The sequence below is a fragment of the Litchfieldia stipae genome (assembly GCF_014837155.1).
GTDB lineage: Bacteria > Bacillota > Bacilli > Bacillales > Bacillaceae_L > Litchfieldia.
This window is the reverse complement of sequence record NZ_JACYHA010000022.1, coordinates 1-17,887: the sequence shown is the minus strand read 5'-3', so window position 1 is coordinate 17,887 and position 17,887 is coordinate 1. Positions and strand designations below refer to the sequence as shown.

The 17,887-nt window shown below is 38.1% G+C and carries 18 protein-coding genes and 1 rRNA gene; all 19 read left to right on the top strand.

Features of this window, described 5'->3' with window-relative positions:
- Positions 1-55: 55 nt before the first annotated feature.
- Entirely contained in the window at positions 56-793 is a 738-nt protein-coding gene (locus F7888_RS18935) for a VWA domain-containing protein (RefSeq protein ID WP_191782277.1), read from the top strand.
- The gene (locus tag F7888_RS18930; protein ID WP_191782274.1) at positions 759-1,757 is read left to right on the top strand and encodes a protein kinase domain-containing protein; all 999 of its coding nucleotides are present in this window, start codon (positions 759-761) and stop codon (positions 1,755-1,757) included. Before F7888_RS18935 ends, F7888_RS18930 begins: the two co-directional genes overlap by 35 nt.
- Before the next feature lie 120 nt (positions 1,758-1,877).
- Entirely contained in the window at positions 1,878-3,287 is a 1,410-nt protein-coding gene (tilS, locus tag F7888_RS18925; RefSeq protein WP_225228892.1) for a tRNA lysidine(34) synthetase TilS, read from the top strand.
- Positions 3,287-3,829: a hypoxanthine phosphoribosyltransferase gene (hpt, locus tag F7888_RS18920; protein ID WP_191782363.1), complete on the top strand. Its 543-nt coding sequence runs from the start codon at positions 3,287-3,289 to the stop codon at positions 3,827-3,829. The genes tilS and hpt overlap by 1 nt, the downstream gene beginning before the upstream one ends.
- Positions 3,830-3,946: 117 nt before the next feature.
- Positions 3,947-5,893, top strand: coding sequence for an ATP-dependent zinc metalloprotease FtsH (gene ftsH / locus F7888_RS18915; protein ID WP_191782271.1), 1,947 nt, complete (start codon positions 3,947-3,949; stop codon positions 5,891-5,893).
- Positions 5,894-6,000: 107 nt separating this feature from the next.
- Positions 6,001-6,783, top strand: coding sequence for a type III pantothenate kinase (locus tag F7888_RS18910; protein WP_191782269.1), 783 nt, complete (start codon positions 6,001-6,003; stop codon positions 6,781-6,783).
- A 45-nt stretch (positions 6,784-6,828) separates the two neighbouring features.
- Positions 6,829-7,707 carry an Hsp33 family molecular chaperone HslO gene (hslO, locus tag F7888_RS18905; protein WP_191782267.1) on the top strand — a complete coding sequence of 293 codons (879 nt, stop codon included), beginning with the start codon at positions 6,829-6,831 and terminating at the stop codon, positions 7,705-7,707.
- Positions 7,708-7,728: 21 nt separating this feature from the next.
- Positions 7,729-8,637 carry a peptidyl-prolyl cis-trans isomerase gene (locus F7888_RS18900; protein WP_191782265.1) on the top strand — a complete coding sequence of 303 codons (909 nt, stop codon included), beginning with the start codon at positions 7,729-7,731 and terminating at the stop codon, positions 8,635-8,637.
- A gap of 113 nt (positions 8,638-8,750) precedes the next feature.
- Positions 8,751-9,677 (top strand): cysteine synthase A, encoded by a 927-nt coding sequence (gene cysK, locus F7888_RS18895; RefSeq protein ID WP_191782262.1) that lies wholly within the window; start codon positions 8,751-8,753, stop codon positions 9,675-9,677.
- A gap of 161 nt (positions 9,678-9,838) precedes the next feature.
- Positions 9,839-11,245 carry an anthranilate synthase component I gene (gene trpE / locus F7888_RS18890; RefSeq protein ID WP_191782260.1) on the top strand — a complete coding sequence of 469 codons (1,407 nt, stop codon included), beginning with the start codon at positions 9,839-9,841 and terminating at the stop codon, positions 11,243-11,245.
- Positions 11,246-11,280: 35 nt separating this feature from the next.
- Positions 11,281-11,880: an aminodeoxychorismate/anthranilate synthase component II gene (pabA, locus tag F7888_RS18885; protein WP_191782258.1), complete on the top strand. Its 600-nt coding sequence runs from the start codon at positions 11,281-11,283 to the stop codon at positions 11,878-11,880.
- Positions 11,865-12,743, top strand: a complete 879-nt coding sequence (gene pabC / locus F7888_RS18880; RefSeq protein ID WP_191782257.1) for an aminodeoxychorismate lyase — start codon at positions 11,865-11,867, stop codon at positions 12,741-12,743. The genes pabA and pabC overlap by 16 nt, the downstream gene beginning before the upstream one ends.
- Entirely contained in the window at positions 12,733-13,590 is an 858-nt protein-coding gene (gene folP / locus F7888_RS18875) for a dihydropteroate synthase (protein ID WP_225228890.1), read from the top strand. The genes pabC and folP overlap by 11 nt, the downstream gene beginning before the upstream one ends.
- Entirely contained in the window at positions 13,583-13,942 is a 360-nt protein-coding gene (gene folB, locus F7888_RS18870; protein WP_191782359.1) for a dihydroneopterin aldolase, read from the top strand. The genes folP and folB overlap by 8 nt, the downstream gene beginning before the upstream one ends.
- A 2-nt stretch (positions 13,943-13,944) precedes the next feature.
- Entirely contained in the window at positions 13,945-14,469 is a 525-nt protein-coding gene (gene folK / locus F7888_RS18865; RefSeq protein WP_412096017.1) for a 2-amino-4-hydroxy-6-hydroxymethyldihydropteridine diphosphokinase, read from the top strand.
- Entirely contained in the window at positions 14,421-14,633 is a 213-nt protein-coding gene (locus tag F7888_RS18860) for a helix-turn-helix domain-containing protein (protein WP_191782253.1), read from the top strand. Before folK ends, F7888_RS18860 begins: the two co-directional genes overlap by 49 nt.
- Before the next feature lie 23 nt (positions 14,634-14,656).
- The gene (gene dusB / locus F7888_RS18855) at positions 14,657-15,658 is read left to right on the top strand and encodes a tRNA dihydrouridine synthase DusB (RefSeq protein WP_191782251.1); all 1,002 of its coding nucleotides are present in this window, start codon (positions 14,657-14,659) and stop codon (positions 15,656-15,658) included.
- A 148-nt stretch (positions 15,659-15,806) separates the two neighbouring features.
- The gene (gene lysS, locus F7888_RS18850; RefSeq protein WP_191782249.1) at positions 15,807-17,291 is read left to right on the top strand and encodes a lysine--tRNA ligase; all 1,485 of its coding nucleotides are present in this window, start codon (positions 15,807-15,809) and stop codon (positions 17,289-17,291) included.
- Between the two features lie 503 nt (positions 17,292-17,794).
- A 16S ribosomal RNA gene (locus tag F7888_RS18845) occupies positions 17,795-17,887 on the top strand; the annotation flags it as partial.

Below are 17,887 nucleotides of genomic sequence, written 5' to 3'. Positions count from 1 at the left end.
ATTTATCCTTTCCCGTCAATGATGATAATACAAAATCACCAGGAGGGGATAAACGGTGCAAAAAGGTTCACTGAAGCAAATCTTATTAATTACAGATGGTTGTTCAAATCAAGGGGAAGATCCACTAGCAATGGCAGCTCTTGCAAAAGAGCAAGGAGTAACAGTAAATGTAATAGGTGTTCTAGAAGAAGATACGATAGATGAAAAAGGACTTCAAGAAATAGAAGGCATTGCACTTGCGAGTGGTGGGGTTAGTCAGGTAGTTTATTCTTCACAGCTATCCCACACGGTTCAAATGGTCACAAAAAAAGCGATGACACAAACTCTGCAAGGTGTAGTAAACAAAGAACTACAACAAATATTAGGTTCGAAAGCATCGATGGAGGATCTTCCACCTGAAAAACGTGGGGAGGTCATGGAGGTTGTCGATGAATTAGGAGAAACTGTCGAATTAGAGGTTCTTGTATTAGTAGATACAAGTGCTAGTATGAAACATAAATTACCGACAGTTAAAGAAGCATTACTTGATTTATCCTTAAGTCTCAATGCTCGAATGGGTGATAATCAATTTTCTGTCTTTATATTTCCTGGGAAAAGGAAAGATGTCGAAAAAGTGCTGGATTGGACACCAAACCTTCATGCGGTGTCGAGTATTTTCCCGAAGCTGACTACAGGAGGGATTACACCAACAGGGCCAGCGATTCGAGAAGCACTCACTTCCTTCAAGAAAAAACGTTCGTTAAGGAGTTTGATTTCTCGTGATGAACAATACTACGAAGAGTCAGGTATGTAATGTTAGATCAGGTACAATCATTACAGGGAAATGGCATAAAAAATCATATAGAATCGTGAAGCCATTAGGGTATGGAGCCAACGGTGTCGTTTATTTAGCTGAATCATCTGAGGGATCTGTAGCATTGAAAATCAGTGAAAATAGTATGTCGATTACTTCAGAAGTGAATGTGTTAAAACACTTTTCTAAGGTCCAGGGCTCTGCCCTAGGACCTTCTTTGCTAGATGTCGATGATTGGTACCGAGCGGATATACGTCAAACCGTTCCATTTTATGTGATGGAATATATAAAAGGAGACACCTTTTTAACATTTATTGAAAAGCGGGGAATAGAATGGACAGGGATTTTGTGCTTGCAACTATTAACTGATTTAGAGCGACTACATCAGAATGGATGGGTGTTTGGAGACCTTAAGCCAGACAATTTAATTGTATCGGGTCATCCTCCTAGAATTAGATGTATAGATGTGGGAGGGACAACGGTTCAAGGGAGAGCGATAAAGGAATTTACTGAGTTCTATGATCGTGGATATTGGGGAGTCGGATCACGAAAAGCAGAGCCGTCCTATGATCTATTTGCGGTAGCAATGATTATTATGAACGCAGTCTATCCAAAACGATTTCCAAGGTCCAGTAGTCAGGAAGGTCGAGAACAATTAAAACAAAAAATTGACTCCAAACAAGAACTAAAGAAATTTGAAACAGTTTTATTAAACGCCATTGATGGCAAATACCAACAAGCTAATGAAATGAGAAGAGATTTAGTTCAGTCACTTAGTCGTACTAATATCCATAATAAAGATAAGAAAAAAGTTATTAAGCAACAGCCGGTGAAAAACGGGTCACGATCAACGATACGGAAACATCGTCCACCTTCAAAAAAACAAGGGTTTGTAGAAACCTGTTTGATTGTCATGCTAGTCTTTCTTGGATATATCCTCTATATATATGGTCAGCTGCTCTAGCAACCAAATGAATGAAAAGTCATATCTTCTTTGCAGAACATTCATGAGTGGTGGTAGGATAAGTAGGAAAGATGATTTGATAAAGCCTTTAGAATAGTTAAAGGTTAAAGGATTGATGATATGAAGCTCGGGCAAGTTGACGAATTTATTAAGAAACAGAAGTTATCGCTGGATCGCTCAATCATCCTAGTGGGAGTCTCTGGTGGGCCTGATTCATTGGCGTTGCTTCATTATCTATGGAAGAATTACAGCAAGAACAGCAGTCGCATAATTGCTATCCATGTTGATCATATGTTTAGAGGGATTGAGTCAGAAAATGATCGGCTCTTTGTTGAAGAGTTCTGTCATACTAGGGGGATTCCTATTGAATCAACTAGCATCAATGTAAGTGCACATCAACAAAAATATGGCAAAAGCGCACAGGTTGCAGCCAGAGACTGTCGGTATAAATTCTTCGAAGAGATGATGGAAAAGCATAAAGGAGACTATCTTGCGCTAGGGCATCATGGGGATGATCAGGTTGAAACCATGTTAATGAGATTAGCTAGAGGAGGAACCACTACAAGTAATGCTGGGATAAGAGTGAAAAGGAAATTTGCAACAGGCTATATTCTTCGACCATTTCTAAGCTTGACTAAAGAGGATATTAGTGAGTACTGTGTATATCATCATTTAACTCCCAGGCACGACCCAAGTAATGATCAGGATAAGTATACAAGGAATCGTTTTAGGCATCATGTCCTTCCATTCTTAAAGCAGGAGAATCCACAGGTTCACCTTCGTTTTCAACAATTTAGCGAGCAACTTCTTGAAGATGAGGAATTATTACAGGAATTAACTTTGCAAAAAATGAATACAGTTATAAAAAGGAATGACCAAGACCACATAACCATTTCAGTTAGTAAGTTCAAAGAAGTGCCTAAACCTTTACAAAGAAGAGCGATTCAACTAATATTAAACTATCTTTATAAAGACACTTCTCCAGATCTCAACTCAATACATATTGATAATTTATTATCCTTTTTAGTGAAAGAGCATCCTTCAGGTGAGCAACACTTTCCATTAGGATTACGAATTGTCCGTTCTTATGATGATTGTCATTTTCGCTTTCTTGAAAAAAAGGCCGAGCCATATTCATTTATTCTTGGAGAGGAATCCACGATTCAATGTTCAAATGGATATGAATTGGTTACACAAAGAAGAGAAGTATACCCTAAAGGATTAAATGGTAATGATGTATTTATTATCGATCCAGAAAGAATAGAACTTCCTTTATATGTGCGTACAAGAAAAACTGGAGACAAAATGACACAAAAAGGCATGAAGGGAACAAAAAAGGTAAAAGATATTTTTATCGACCAAAAAGTAGACCGAGCTCTAAGAGATCTTTGGCCTATTGTTACTGATTCAAAAGGAAGAATACTCTGGATCCCTTTGTTAAAGAAATCATCATTTGAAGCAAGTGACCTATCAAAAGATAAGTACATCATCTTAAAGTACAAAGCAACGAATTCTAGGGGGCAATCATAATTATGAAGCAAGATATCGAAAAAATTCTCTATTCAGAAGAAGAACTTCAAGAAAAAGTAGCAGAATTAGGGAAAGCATTATCTGAAGAATATCAAGACCGTTTTCCATTAGCAATAGGTATATTAAAGGGCGCAATGCCATTTATGGGCGATTTATTAAAACGTATCGATACTTATTTAGAAATGGATTTCATGGATGTTTCAAGCTATGGAAATGCGATGGTTTCATCAGGTGAAGTCAAAATTCTTAAGGATTTGGATACGTCAGTTGAAGGAAGAGACATCTTAATCATTGAAGATATTATTGATAGCGGACTAACATTAAGCTATATTGTTGAGCTATTTAGATATCGAAAAGCGAAATCAATTAAAATTGTTACATTATTAGATAAGCCAACAGGTAGAAAAGCACCAATTGAGGCTGACTATGTTGGATTCATCGTTCCTGATGAATTTGTTGTTGGTTATGGTCTTGATTATGCTGAGAAATATCGAAACCTACCATACATAGGAATCCTTAAACCTGAGGTATATAGTAAGTAATTGTCGAAAGTTGAATTTTTTCATAATACGGTGAAAACCACAGTATATTGTTTGATTTGACTTAATTTTCTATGATACTATTTAATATAGTTTGTTCATCGTGGGAGGAGGTAAGGGATGAATCGGATTTTCCGTAATACAATATTTTATTTACTAATCTTTTTAGTGATTATTGGTGTAGTAAGCTTTTTCCAAGGAAATAACACACCTACAACGGAATTGAAGTATAATCAATTTATTTCAAACCTTGAAAAGGGTGAGGTAAAGAGTTTCACTCTACAGCCTGAACGTGGGGTCTATGTAGTGAGAGGGCAGCTTAAAGGTGCTGCTGATGATGAGTTTTTCCAAACATTCGTTGTAAATAGTGATAATGTGATGGATCGAATTGATGCGGCAGCTGCTACTGGTGGAGTCGATGTCGGTATTCTTCAAGCGAAAGAAACTAGTGGATGGGTAACATTCTTCACATCCATCATTCCATTCGTTATTATCTTTATTCTATTCTTCTTCCTATTAAACCAAGCTCAAGGTGGCGGAAGCCGTGTCATGAACTTTGGTAAAAGTAAAGCAAAGCTTTACAGTGAAGAAAAGAAAAAGGTTAAATTTAAAGATGTTGCTGGGGCCGATGAGGAAAAGCAAGAGCTTGTTGAGGTTGTTGAGTTCCTTAAAGACCCAAGAAAGTTTGCAGAGTTAGGTGCTCGTATACCAAAGGGTGTTCTATTAAATGGACCTCCAGGTACAGGTAAAACATTACTTGCACGTGCAGTTGCTGGGGAAGCGGGAGTACCATTCTTCTCAATCAGTGGTTCTGACTTTGTTGAAATGTTTGTTGGGGTCGGAGCATCTCGTGTGCGTGATCTCTTTGAAAATGCAAAAAAGAATGCACCATGTATTATCTTCATTGACGAGATTGATGCAGTAGGTCGTCAGCGTGGAGCAGGTCTTGGTGGTGGACACGATGAGCGTGAGCAAACACTTAACCAATTACTTGTTGAGATGGATGGTTTTGGAGCAAATGAAGGGATCATCATCATTGCTGCTACAAACAGACCTGACATTCTTGACCCAGCGCTATTACGTCCAGGACGTTTTGACCGTCAAATTACAGTAGATCGACCAGATGTAAATGGAAGAGAAGCTGTGTTAAAGGTTCATTTAAATAATAAGCCATTAGATGAATCTGTTAATTTAAGAGCGATTGCGATGAGAACACCAGGATTCTCTGGTGCAGATCTTGAAAACTTATTAAATGAAGCTGCACTAGTTGCAGCACGTCAAAATAAGAAAACGATCGAAATGGAAGATATCGATGAAGCAACAGACCGAGTAATTGCAGGTCCTGCAAAGAAAACAAGGGTTATTTCAAAGAAAGAGCGAAATATTGTTGCATATCATGAAGCAGGGCATGTTATTATCGGTGTGGTGTTAGATGAGGCTGACATGGTACATAAGGTGACAATCGTCCCTCGTGGTCAAGCTGGTGGATACGCGGTGATGTTACCGAAGGAAGATCGCTACTTCATGACAAAGCCTGAATTACTTGATAAGATTACAGGATTACTTGGTGGTCGTGTGGCAGAGGAACTTATTTTTGGTGAAGTAAGTACCGGTGCACATAATGACTTCCAACGTGCAACAGGTATTGCTCGTAAGATGGTAACTGAATATGGAATGAGTGAAAAGCTCGGACCACTCCAATTTGGTCAGGCACAAGGTGGCCAGGTATTCCTTGGCAGAGACCTTCATAATGAGCAAAATTATAGTGATGCCATTGCGCATGAGATTGACATGGAGATTCAACGCTTTATTAAAGAAAGCTATGAAAGAGCCCGTCAAATTCTAACTGAGAACCGCGAAAAGTTAGAACTAATTGCGCAAACATTACTAGAAGTTGAAACATTGGATGCGGAGCAAATCAAGAATCTTGTTGATAAAGGGACATTGCCAGAGCGTCCTGTAAGTTCAAATTCAACGGAAACTTCAGGGAAGACGTCGGATGATGTGAAAGTAAACATCAATACGAAGAAGGATGAAAATCCAGGAACTGAAGACAATAATAAATAACCATTTCCAGCGATTTGGCCTAAGTGGTCAAATCGCTTTTTTATGTCATTAAGGGCCTGTTATGATATGATAAATTCAAAAATTAGAACTCAAAGTGGTGATTATATATGATTTTTGTTTTAGATGTGGGAAATACAAATACCGTTCTAGGTGTTTATGAACAAGACACACTTAAGTATCATTGGAGAATTGAAACTAGTCGCAATAAAACAGAAGATGAATATGGAATGATTGTTAAATCATTATTAGATCATGTTAAATTATCCTTTAACGATTTCAAGGGGATAATTATTTCATCTGTGGTACCGCCAATTATGTTCTCTCTGGAAAGAATGTGTGAGAAATATTTCAAAATCAAACCGATGGTTGTTGGACCTGGCATCAAAACCGGTTTAAATATTAAATATGATAATCCGAAAGAGGTCGGAGCTGACAGAATTGTCAATGCGGTAGCAGGTATTCATTTGTATGGAAGTCCTCTTATTATTGTTGATTTTGGAACTGCAACAACCTATTGCTATATTAATGAGCAAGGTCAGTACATGGGAGGTGCGATTGCCCCTGGTATCGGCATCTCAACAGAAGCGCTATATTCACGTGCTTCGAAACTGCCAAGGATAGAAATTGCCAGACCGGATGATGTGATTGGCAAAAATACGGTTAGTGCTATGCAGTCTGGGATATTATACGGGTATGTAGGTCAAGTTGAAGGAATTGTTAATCGTATTAAATCGCAAGCTACAATTGAGCCTAAAGTAATTGCTACGGGAGGATTAGCTTCACTGATTTCAAAAGAATCAAATGTAATTGATATTATCGATCCTTTCCTTACATTAAAAGGATTACAGCTTATCTATGAAAGAAATATTGATCATCGGGTTAGAGGGTAGAAATCAATTTTGATGATGACACGTAAATGAAAAGGAGTTTTAGATATGAGTGATTATTTAATAAAAGCACTTGCCTTTGATGGACAAGTTAGAGCATATGCTCTGCGAACAACAGAAACGGTTGCAGAAGCACAAAGAAGACATCAAACCTGGGCAACAGCATCTGCTGCACTTGGAAGATCAATGACAGCTGGGGTCATGTTAGGTGCTACGTTAAAAGGGGAGGATAAAATAACCATCAAGGTCGAAGGTGGTGGACCAATTGGTGTCATCCTCGTTGATGCTAATGCAAAAGGAGAAGTCAGAGGATATGTGACGAATCCACAAGTCAATTTTGAATTAAATGCCCATGGCAAATTAGATGTGAGAAGAGCGGTTGGTACAGAAGGAACATTAACAGTCGTTAAGGATTTAGGGATGAGAGAACAATTCTCAGGACAGGTTCCTATCGTCTCAGGTGAACTTGGGGATGATTTCACCTATTATTTAGTATCCTCAGAACAGGTTCCTTCATCGGTTGGAGTGGGTGTACTTGTAAATCCAGATGAGTCAATCCTGGCTGCAGGAGGTTTCTTAATTCAATTACTACCAGGTACAAAAGAGGAAACCATCACAGAAATCGAGAATAAATTAAAGACAATCCCAGCTATCTCAAAACTCATTGAGAAAGGGTTAACCCCAGAGGAAATCCTATATGAGATTCTTGGGAAAGACAATGTAAAAATCATTGACCGTATGGATGTAGAATTTAAATGTCCATGTTCAAGAGAACGTATCGAGAATGCCCTTATTAGTTTAGGTAATCAAGAACTTCAAGAAATGATTGAAGAGGATGGAAAAGCTGATGCTCAGTGTCATTTCTGCAACGAGAATTATCATTTTACGAAAGAACAGCTTATTGAATTGAAAGAACAGACAAAGTAGTTAATGCTGGGGGAGGGCTACATGAATTCGAAAACACAATGGGGAATAATTGGTTTTTTAGTTTTGCTTAACTGTCTAACTGTCGCTTACTTTCTGACAAACAGCCAAGGTAGTGTCAAACAGGTTGCAACAAATGCAGTTTTAGATAGTGTTACTGAGGAATCTGTAGGGAAAATTGGGGATACTGTCATTACAAGACAGCAATGGTTAATTGAATTAGAAAATCGTTATGGAAAACAAACATTAGAGGATATGATTAATGAAAAAGTCATCAAACAAATGGCAGATAAATATGATATCCAAATTTCTAAAGAAGCAATCGACCGAGAAGTAACAATGATCAAATCAATGTATAACCCACTTGATCATGAGGAAATTAATGATGAACAGTGGAGAGAACAAATCGAAATGAGCCTTTTGCTCGAAGAACTAGTAACAAAGGATGCTGTCATCTCTGATGAAGAGTTACAGCAATTCTTTGAAAAAAACAAAGATTTATATGATATACCAACAACATACCATCTTTCTCATATCGTTGTAAAAGACCAAGAGGAAGCAAATCAGGTGATAAAAGAGCTTGAGAATGGCTCTAGCTTCTCTGCTCTAGCTATGGAGAGATCATTAGATGTATTTTCTGCAAATCAGGGTGGAGAATTAGGATTTGTATCCGAAGAAAGTGGCTATGTTCCTGAACAATATATTGAGATTGCAAGTGAATTAGATGTAGACAAATGGAGTGAGCCTATAAAGGTTGAAGAAGGATATGCAATCATCAATCTGAAAGAAGTAATCCAAGGGGTTACTTATGGATTCGATGAAGTCAAGGATCAAATAAGAAGACAAATTGCGATTGATCAAGTTCAAGGGGCTCTTTCAACCCAGTCATTCTGGGAAGAAGCAGGTGTTTCTTGGTTCTATGGAAAAGAATAAATTGTCACAAATTTATTTGAAAAAATAAGTCTAAATGATTGACAATTTCGATAACAATTGGTAAATTGTATACAAAACCAATAAAAATACTAGGGATTAAGAGGTGTATTGATATGGTACGTGTAGCAAATTCGATTCATGAGTTAGTAGGTCAAACTCCGATTGTAAAATTAAATAGACTTGTAGACGAAAACAGTGCAGATGTTTACTTGAAATTAGAATTTATGAACCCTGGGAGTAGTGTTAAGGACCGTATTGCTCTAGCGATGATTGAAGCAGCAGAAAAAAGCGGTGAACTAAAAGCAGGTGACACAATTGTTGAACCAACTAGTGGTAACACTGGGATTGGATTAGCGATGGTTGCGGCTGCTAAAGGGATCAAAGCAGTTCTTGTTATGCCAGAAACAATGAGTTTAGAAAGACGTAATCTATTACGTGCATATGGTGCTGAGCTTGTTCTTACACCAGGACCAGAAGGAATGGGTGGAGCGATTCGTAAGGCGGAAGAGCTTGCGAAGGAGCACGGTTACTTCATGCCACAGCAATTCAAGAACGAAGCCAATCCAGAAATTCACCGTAACACAACTGGTAAAGAAATCGTTGAGCAAATGAGCGATGGTGTAGACGCGTTTATTTCAGGTATTGGAACTGGAGGAACAATAACAGGTGTTGGGCAAGTATTAAAAGAAAACTTCCCAGGAGTTAAGATTGTAGCTGTTGAACCAGCAGACTCACCTGTCCTTTCAGGTGGTAAGCCAGGTCCTCACAAAATCCAAGGAATTGGTGCAGGTTTTGTACCAGCTATTCTTGATACAGATGTATATGATGAAATCATCACAGTGAAGAACGAAGAAGCATTCGAGTATGCGCGTAGAGCTGCTCGTGAAGAAGGTCTCCTTGGTGGAATTTCATCAGGTGCTGCAATTTTTGCTGCATTAAAAGTAGCAAAAGAACTTGGAAAAGGCAAGAAAGTAGTAGCTGTTATTCCAAGTAATGGTGAGAGATACTTAAGTACACCTCTTTACCAATTTGAAGAGTAATCACCAATAATAAATATGAGGGCTTTCCGATAAGTTAGTGTGTGTAACTACATCTAGCTTAGGAGAGCCTTTTTTATTTTTTTAGCCCCTTCTCAAAATGATGAACACAACACAAGAATCGTGTACAATAGCGTTAAGAGAGTACAAGGAGAGTGGGAGCTGTGCAACAACGAAGGACACCTCTAGCGAAGAAAATAAATTATCAGAACAGAAGCTGGTTTAAACAATATAAGCAGCTGTCTAAAAATGAAGAGTATCATGTTCTACTCGAAAGTGGACGCGGTGGAAAATATAGTATCATCGGTTTTTCTCCTTTTGCTGTGTTAAAAGGGAAGAATTATGAATTAACGATTACAACAATGAGCGATAATTGTCAGGAAATTCTTCATGGTGATCCTCTGGAAAATATGAAAAAGTGGATGTCGACTTATAAGACGATTCAAAATCCGTTATATCCAGACTTTCAAGGTGGAGCGATTGGCTTTGTAAGTTATGATTATGCTCGATATATAGAATCATTGCCAGAACAATCGGAAGATGACTTAGATACTCCAGATCTTTATTTTATGATTTATAATGATGTCGTTGTTTTTGACCACGAGGAAGAAGCACTTTGGGTGATTACTCATTATCAAGAGGACAAATCAGCTGCTGAGCGGAGATTAGACGAATTAGAGCAATTGTGGACGAGTGATCTTGACGAGTCGACTTATCCTAGAATAAATCATGAAGAACAAAGCTTCCAACATGTATCATTTAAGGAGGAGGATTTCCATCATGCGGTAGAGAAGATTAAAGACTATATAGCTGATGGTGATATTTTTCAAGTCAATTTGTCAGTAAGGCAGTCTCAGCGATTAAATACTCATCCGCTTAAAATCTATGAAAAGTTAAGAGAGATTAATCCTTCTCCATATATGGCATATGTGCAAGTGCCAGAGTTTCAGTTAATAAGTGGGTCACCTGAGCTACTTGTTAAGAAGAAGGGTGCTGAAGTAAGCACAAGACCGATTGCGGGCACGCGTTCAAGAGGAGCGAATGAAGAGGAAGATCTTGCGTTAGCCAATGAATTAATTACTAATGAAAAGGAACGAGCGGAGCATGTCATGCTTGTAGATCTTGAAAGAAATGACTTAGGTCGAGTATGTTCCTTTGGCACTGTAGAAGTGAATGAATTTATGGTGATTGAAAAGTACTCACATGTAATGCATATTGTCTCAAATGTGCGAGGTTTGCTATCAGAGGAAAAGGATGCTTATGATCTGTTGCGTGCAACTTTTCCTGGAGGAACAATTACGGGAGCTCCTAAGGTAAGAACGATGGAAATTATTGAAGAGCTTGAGCCAGTACGAAGGGGGGTATATACTGGTTCTATAGGGTGGTTTGGTTTCTCAGGAGAAATGGAAATGAATATAACCATTCGCACAATGATTGCACAAAATGGAATCGCCCATGTTCAAGCTGGGGCGGGGATCGTAATTGATTCTAATCCAAAGCATGAATACAAGGAATCATTAAAGAAAGCAAAAGCATTGTGGAAAGCAAAGGAATTAAGCGAAGCTGAGTAGAAGTCTAGACAAAAAATGAGGTTGAGGTGAGCAGAATGATATTAATGATTGATAACTATGATTCTTTTACTTTTAATTTAGTGCAGTATTTGGGTGAATTAGGACAAGAATTAGTGGTTAAACGAAATGATGAAATATCAATCAAAGAGATAGAGGAGCTTAATCCTGAGTTTCTAATGATATCTCCAGGGCCATGTAGTCCAAATGAAGCGGGGATTAGTCTTGAAGCCATTGAATATTTCGCTGGGAAGATTCCAATCTTTGGTGTTTGCTTAGGGCATCAGTCGATTGGTCAAGTGTTCGGGGGAGAGGTTGTTCGTGCAGAACGCTTAATGCACGGGAAAACATCACAAATCCATCATAACAATGAAACTATTTTTGCTGGCTTAGAAAATCCGTTAACAGCTACTAGATACCATTCTCTTATAGTGAAGAGAGAAACGCTACCAGAATGTCTTGAAATCACAGCTTGGACGGACGAGCAGGAAATTATGGCCATTCGCCATAAAACATTACCGATTGAAGGGGTACAGTTCCATCCAGAATCAATCATGACCTCTTTCGGTAAAGAAATGCTTCAAAATTTTATCACTAAATACAAGAGGACTGAGCAACCTTCATGTTCATCTATATAAATGGGAAAATTGTAAAACAAGAAGAAGCGCAAATATCACCATTTGACCATGGATATCTCTATGGTCTTGGTGTGTTTGAAACCTTTAGAGTCTATGATGGTCATCCTTTTTTAATCGATGACCATCTTATGCGTTTGAGGGTGGGATTAAAAGAGTTAAATATCTTATTTGAATACAAACGAGATGAGATATTAGACATAATTGACCGCATTCTTGAAGCTAACGGGTTGAGGGATGCCTATATTCGATTCAATGTGTCTGCTGGGCAAGGTGAGATTGGATTGCAGACGGAGGAATATAGTCAGCCAACTGTGATTGCTTTTGCAAAACCAGTTCCGAAGTTGGTCAAACAAAAGCAAGCCGTTATCCTTAAGACGCCTCGTAATACTCCAGAAGGTCCATTTCGTTTAAAGTCACATCATTTTCTAAATTCCATCTATGCAAAACGTGAACTTGGAAATGATCCTGCAAAGGAAGGGATTTTACTTACAAGTGAAGGATATCTCTCTGAAGGAATTACATCAAATCTCTTTTGGGTGAAGGATAACAGCTTCTATACACCTTCACTTGATACAGGGATATTGAACGGTATTACTAGATTGTACATAAAAGAGGTTATCAATCAATTAGGATTTTCATTGTATGAGTCCCGATATACAGTGAGTGAGTTAGACAAAAGTGATGAGATATTTATCACAAATTCAATCCAAGAGATAATTCCTATTTCTAGGTTAAACGAGACAGCTTTACCAGGGGCTAATGGCCCTCTGACAACAAGACTACAAAAAATCTATAACATTCATCGAACGAAATTGTGGAGTAGGGATGATTTGAAAGAGAGGGAAGGTTTCATTGAAATATAAGATACATACAAAGTATCCGCATCTTTCTTGTGGACCATATCAATTTGCATTTTCTGACAAAACCTATATGATGGGGATCTTAAATATCACTCCCGATTCATTCTCTGATGGGGGTAAGTATAATCAAATGGAGCTTGCAGTCAAACGTGCTGAGGAAATGGTCGGAGAAGGCGCTGATATTATAGATGTTGGCGGGGAATCCACGAGACCAGGTCATCAACCGGTTTCTATAGAAGATGAAATAAAGAGAGTGGTGCCTATCATTAAGGCTATTGCCTCTTCGATCGACGTTCCGATTTCGATTGATACATATAAGGCTGAGGTAGCTGAACAAGCTATAAAAGCAGGCGCTCATCTTATTAATGATGTTTGGGGAGCAAAAGCAGACCCGCAAATGGCTCATGTTGCTGCCAAGTATGATGTGCCGATCATTCTCATGCATAACAGAGACAATATGGATTATACAAATCTCATTGAAGACATGATTCTGGATTTGCAGGAGAGCATCGACATTGTTAAAGCTGCCGGAGTAAAGGACGAGAAGATCATCATTGATCCAGGGATTGGTTTTGCGAAGGAATTCGAACATAATATTGAGGTGCTCCAACAGCTTGAACAGTTCAATCGCTTAGGGTATCCTATTCTTTTGGGAACATCAAGAAAACGATTTATAGGTCATGTGCTAGATCTTCCTCCAGAACAAAGGGATGAAGGGACAGGAGCAACAACATGTCTTGGTATTGAAAAAGGTTGTTCGTTTGTTCGAGTACACAATGTGCAATTAAATAAAAGAATAGCAAGTATGATGGATGTACTTGTAGGTAAAGGTGGGGAATACCATCGATAAGATCTATGTAAATCAGATGGACTTTTACGGGTACCACGGTGTCCTTCCTGAAGAAACACGTTTAGGGCAACGATTTTTTGTTGATTTAGTCGTTGAGGCTGACTTAAAGCAAGCAGGAGAAACGGATGAGCTACAGTATACAATAAACTATGCAGAGTTATACAAGAGCTGTAAGGAAATTGTTGAGGGTGAGCCATACCAATTAATCGAGGCGGTAGCAGAGAAAATTGCGTCTGTCATTCTTAGAGAATTTCCATCTATAAAAACCTGTCATGTCAAAATGATTAAACCTAATCCTCCGATTCAAGGGCACTATCATTCAGTAGCCGTTGAAATTAAAAGGAGTCGATGAACATGAATACAGCTTATATTTCACTAGGATCTAATATAGGAGATCGTTCTCACTATTTAGATGAAGCGGTGAAGTTTTTGCAATTTGAGGAACACATTGAAGTAGTTGAGGTGTCTTCAATCTATGAAACAGCTCCAGTAGGATATGTGGAACAAGACTCCTTTTTAAATATGGTAATTAAAGTTAACACATCTTTGACACCTCTTGATTTATTAAAAGTAATTCAAGAAATAGAGAATGAACTTGGTAGAAAAAGGGAGATTCGTTGGGGTCCGAGAACAATTGACCTTGACATTTTACTATATAATAACGAAAATATTGAAACAGAGAAGTTAATTATTCCTCATCCAAGAATGAAGGAACGAGCCTTTGTGCTAGTTCCACTCATGGAAATAGATGAATCAATTGTGATTCCCAATATAAAGATGCCAATATCTTTTTTCATAAAAGAACTACAAGATAGAGAAGAGGTACAACTATGGAAGCGGAAAAGTGGGGAAGGCGTATCCGAGCTTTTCGGAAGTTAAAGGGCTACACACAAGAGAGCTTCGCGAAGGACCTTGGTGTTTCGGTATCTGTACTAGGCGAAATTGAGCGAGGTAATCGTGTACCGACTGAAAGTTTTATTAAGAATGTAGCAGATATTCTCAATATAACAATTACAGAATTAACTCCAAAAAATACAAATTAAATTAAACAAAAAGGGGGGACATTATGTTAAAAATCGGAGATATTCAAATGAAAAACCAAGTCGTTTTAGCGCCGATGGCTGGGGTCTGTAATTCAGCTTTCCGTCTAACTGTCAAAGAGTTCGGTGCCGGTTTAGTTTGTGCAGAGATGGTAAGTGATAAAGCAATCCTATACAATAATGCTAAAACAATGGGAATGCTCTATATAGATGAACAAGAAAAACCATTAAGCCTACAGATTTTTGGTGGGGAAAAAGATACACTAGTTGAAGCAGCCAAGTTTGTAGATAAAAATACAACAGCTGATATTATTGATATCAATATGGGGTGTCCAGTACCTAAGATCACTAAATGTGATGCAGGGGCAAAATGGCTTCTAGATCCAAACAAAATTTATGAAATGGTATCAGCTGTTGTAGATGCAGTTGATAAACCAGTTACTGTAAAAATGCGAATGGGTTGGGATGAAGACCATATTTTTGCGATTCAAAATGCTCAAGCAATTGAACGAGCAGGAGGAAAAGCGGTTGCGCTTCACGGAAGAACTCGTGTTCAAATGTATGAAGGGCATGCAAATTGGGATATCATTAAGGATGTAAAGCAAGCTGTTTCCATTCCAGTCATTGGAAATGGTGATGTGAAAACGCCACAGGATGCAAAGCGTATGCTTGATGAAACAGGTGTTGACGGTGTGATGATCGGAAGAGCGGCATTAGGTAATCCATGGATGATTTATCAAACGGTTAAATACCTTGAAACAGGTGAATTGATTCCTGAGCCTAGTGTCAAAGAAAAAATTGATGTATGTGTACTCCATTTAGATCGATTAATAGATTTAAAGGATGAATTCATTGCGGTAAGAGAAATGAGAAAGCATGCAGCCTGGTATCTAAAGGGTATAAGAGGGCATGCAACCGTTCGTAATTCGGTAAATCAATGTAACACAAGACGAGAGCTTGTCACATTATTATATGACTTTGTTGAAGAGATTGAACAAAAGCAACAAAGCAATACTCAGGTGGTTTAAACGTAGTCGTTATACACATTATTACTACTGCCAGTTGCTTACTGGCAGTTTTTCTGATTAGATAGTTATTGAGTGTAGGAGTATACTTACATACAAGCGGGTTTAAAAGAAGATATAACATACTTTTAATAGATAGTGGAGTGATCTTATGAGTCAAGAAGAATTAAATGACCAGTTTTTAGTGAGAAGGGAAAAGTTAAATACTTTACGTGATAAAGGGTTAGACCCGTTCGGAAAGCGATTTGACAGAACGCATACATCAAAAGAACTTATCGATTTATATGATGGAATGACAAAAGAAGAGCTAGATGAAAAAGAGATAACAGTCACAATCGCAGGTCGAATCAAAACAAAGCGTGGAAAAGGGAAAGCGGGCTTCACCCATATCCAAGACCTTACAGGCCAAATTCAATTGTATATTCGTCAAGATGCAGTTGGAGAAGAGCAATATGATGTATTTAACTCTGCGGACTTAGGTGATATTGTCGGAGTAACAGGGAATATATTCAAAACAAAGGTTGGAGAACTTTCAATCAAAGTAGAATCATTCGAATTATTATCAAAATCACTAAGACCTCTTCCGGAGAAGTTTCACGGGTTGAAGGATGTTGAACAACGTTACCGTCAACGCTACTTAGACTTAATTATGAACCCAGAGAGCAAGGATACATTTATTCTACGAAGCAAAATTATCCGTTCTATGCGTAGATATTTAGATGATCATGGTTACTTAGAGGTTGAAACACCAATGATGCATTCTATTCCTGGTGGAGCATCGGCTAGACCGTTTGTTACACACCATAATGCATTAGACATCCCCCTTTATATGAGAATCGCAATTGAGCTTCACTTAAAGCGTCTTATTGTAGGTGGGTTGGAAAAGGTATACGAAATTGGACGTGTATTCAGAAACGAAGGTGTTTCAACAAGGCATAACCCAGAATTCACAATGATTGAACTATACGAAGCGTACGCGGATTATAAGGATATTATGAGCCTAACTGAAAACCTAATTGCTCATATTGCTAAAGAAGTACTTGGTACTACAACGGTACAATACGGTGAATATGAAGTGAATTTAGAGCCAGAGTGGACAAGACTTCACATGGTTGATGCAATTAAAGAGCACACTGGTGTAGACTTCTGGAAGCACATGGATGTAGAAGAAGCTAGACAACTAGCAAAAGAACATGGGGTTGAAATCAACAACAATATGCAATACGGGCATATTGTAAATGAATTCTTTGAGCAAAAGGTTGAGGAAAAACTAATTCAACCAACATTTATCTATGGTCATCCAGTAGAAATCTCACCTTTAGCTAAGAAAAATCCTGATGACGAACGATTCACAGATCGTTTTGAATTATTTATTGTTGCGCGTGAACATGCAAATGCATTTACAGAATTAAATGATCCAATTGATCAACGTCAGCGATTCGAAGCACAGCTACAGGAGAGAGAACAAGGTAATGATGAAGCTCATATGATGGACGATGACTTCATTGAGGCATTAGAATACGGTATGCCTCCAACTGGTGGACTAGGAATTGGTATTGATCGTCTTGTTATGCTACTAACTAATGCACCGTCAATCAGAGACGTATTATTATTCCCGCAAATGCGTAATAAATAATATGTGGAACAATGATGAAGGGCGTCCCAAGAGGCGCCCTTTTTCGTTAATTAACTAAGATAGAATAATAAAAGATGGCTGTTTTCTCAAAGTTTGTTGTTTTTTGAGGTGAATTAATTGAGAATAGAATTCTAGCAGACTGAATACACGGAGACTCCCGTGGGACTAGTAGGCTCCCACAGGACGCGGAGTGTATTCAGGCTGCGGTATCAAAAGCAACAATATATATGAAAACAGCCTAAAAGATAAAGATTTAAATAAAAAACAAAAAAAGTATTGCATTGATATTATTATAGTGATATATTATTAAACGTCGCTTCTGACGAAAAACACTTTTGAAAAAGAAATTAAAAAAGGTGTTGACTTCGAAAACAGAAGGTGATAATATAATAAAGCTGCTCCGATAAAGCGGCGGAAAAGTAAGACAAGTTCTTTGAAAACTGAACACAATAAACAAGCGTCAACGTTTTATCAAGTAACAAATTATTGAGCAATCAATACTCTTTTTGGAGAGTTTGATCCTGGCTCAGGATGAACGCTGGCGGCGTGCCTAATACATGCAAGTCGAGCGGATCTTTGGGAGCTTGCTCCCAAAG

Bases quoted from the DNA above. Each gene is read 5' to 3' on its own strand.
- tilS (WP_225228892.1), top strand. From the start codon at position 1,878: ATGAAGCTCGGGCAAGTTGACGAATTTATTAAGAAACAGAAGTTATCG.
- ftsH (WP_191782271.1), top strand. From the start codon at position 3,947: ATGAATCGGATTTTCCGTAATACAATATTTTATTTACTAATCTTTTTA.
- F7888_RS18910 (WP_191782269.1), top strand. From the start codon at position 6,001: ATGATTTTTGTTTTAGATGTGGGAAATACAAATACCGTTCTAGGTGTT.
- hslO (WP_191782267.1), top strand. From the start codon at position 6,829: ATGAGTGATTATTTAATAAAAGCACTTGCCTTTGATGGACAAGTTAGA.
- F7888_RS18900 (WP_191782265.1), top strand. From the start codon at position 7,729: ATGAATTCGAAAACACAATGGGGAATAATTGGTTTTTTAGTTTTGCTT.
- cysK (WP_191782262.1), top strand. From the start codon at position 8,751: ATGGTACGTGTAGCAAATTCGATTCATGAGTTAGTAGGTCAAACTCCG.
- pabA (WP_191782258.1), top strand. From the start codon at position 11,281: ATGATATTAATGATTGATAACTATGATTCTTTTACTTTTAATTTAGTG.
- pabC (WP_191782257.1), top strand. From the start codon at position 11,865: ATGTTCATCTATATAAATGGGAAAATTGTAAAACAAGAAGAAGCGCAA.
- folK (WP_412096017.1), top strand. From the start codon at position 13,945: ATGAATACAGCTTATATTTCACTAGGATCTAATATAGGAGATCGTTCT.
- F7888_RS18860 (WP_191782253.1), top strand. From the start codon at position 14,421: ATGGAAGCGGAAAAGTGGGGAAGGCGTATCCGAGCTTTTCGGAAGTTA.
- dusB (WP_191782251.1), top strand. From the start codon at position 14,657: ATGTTAAAAATCGGAGATATTCAAATGAAAAACCAAGTCGTTTTAGCG.
- lysS (WP_191782249.1), top strand. From the start codon at position 15,807: ATGAGTCAAGAAGAATTAAATGACCAGTTTTTAGTGAGAAGGGAAAAG.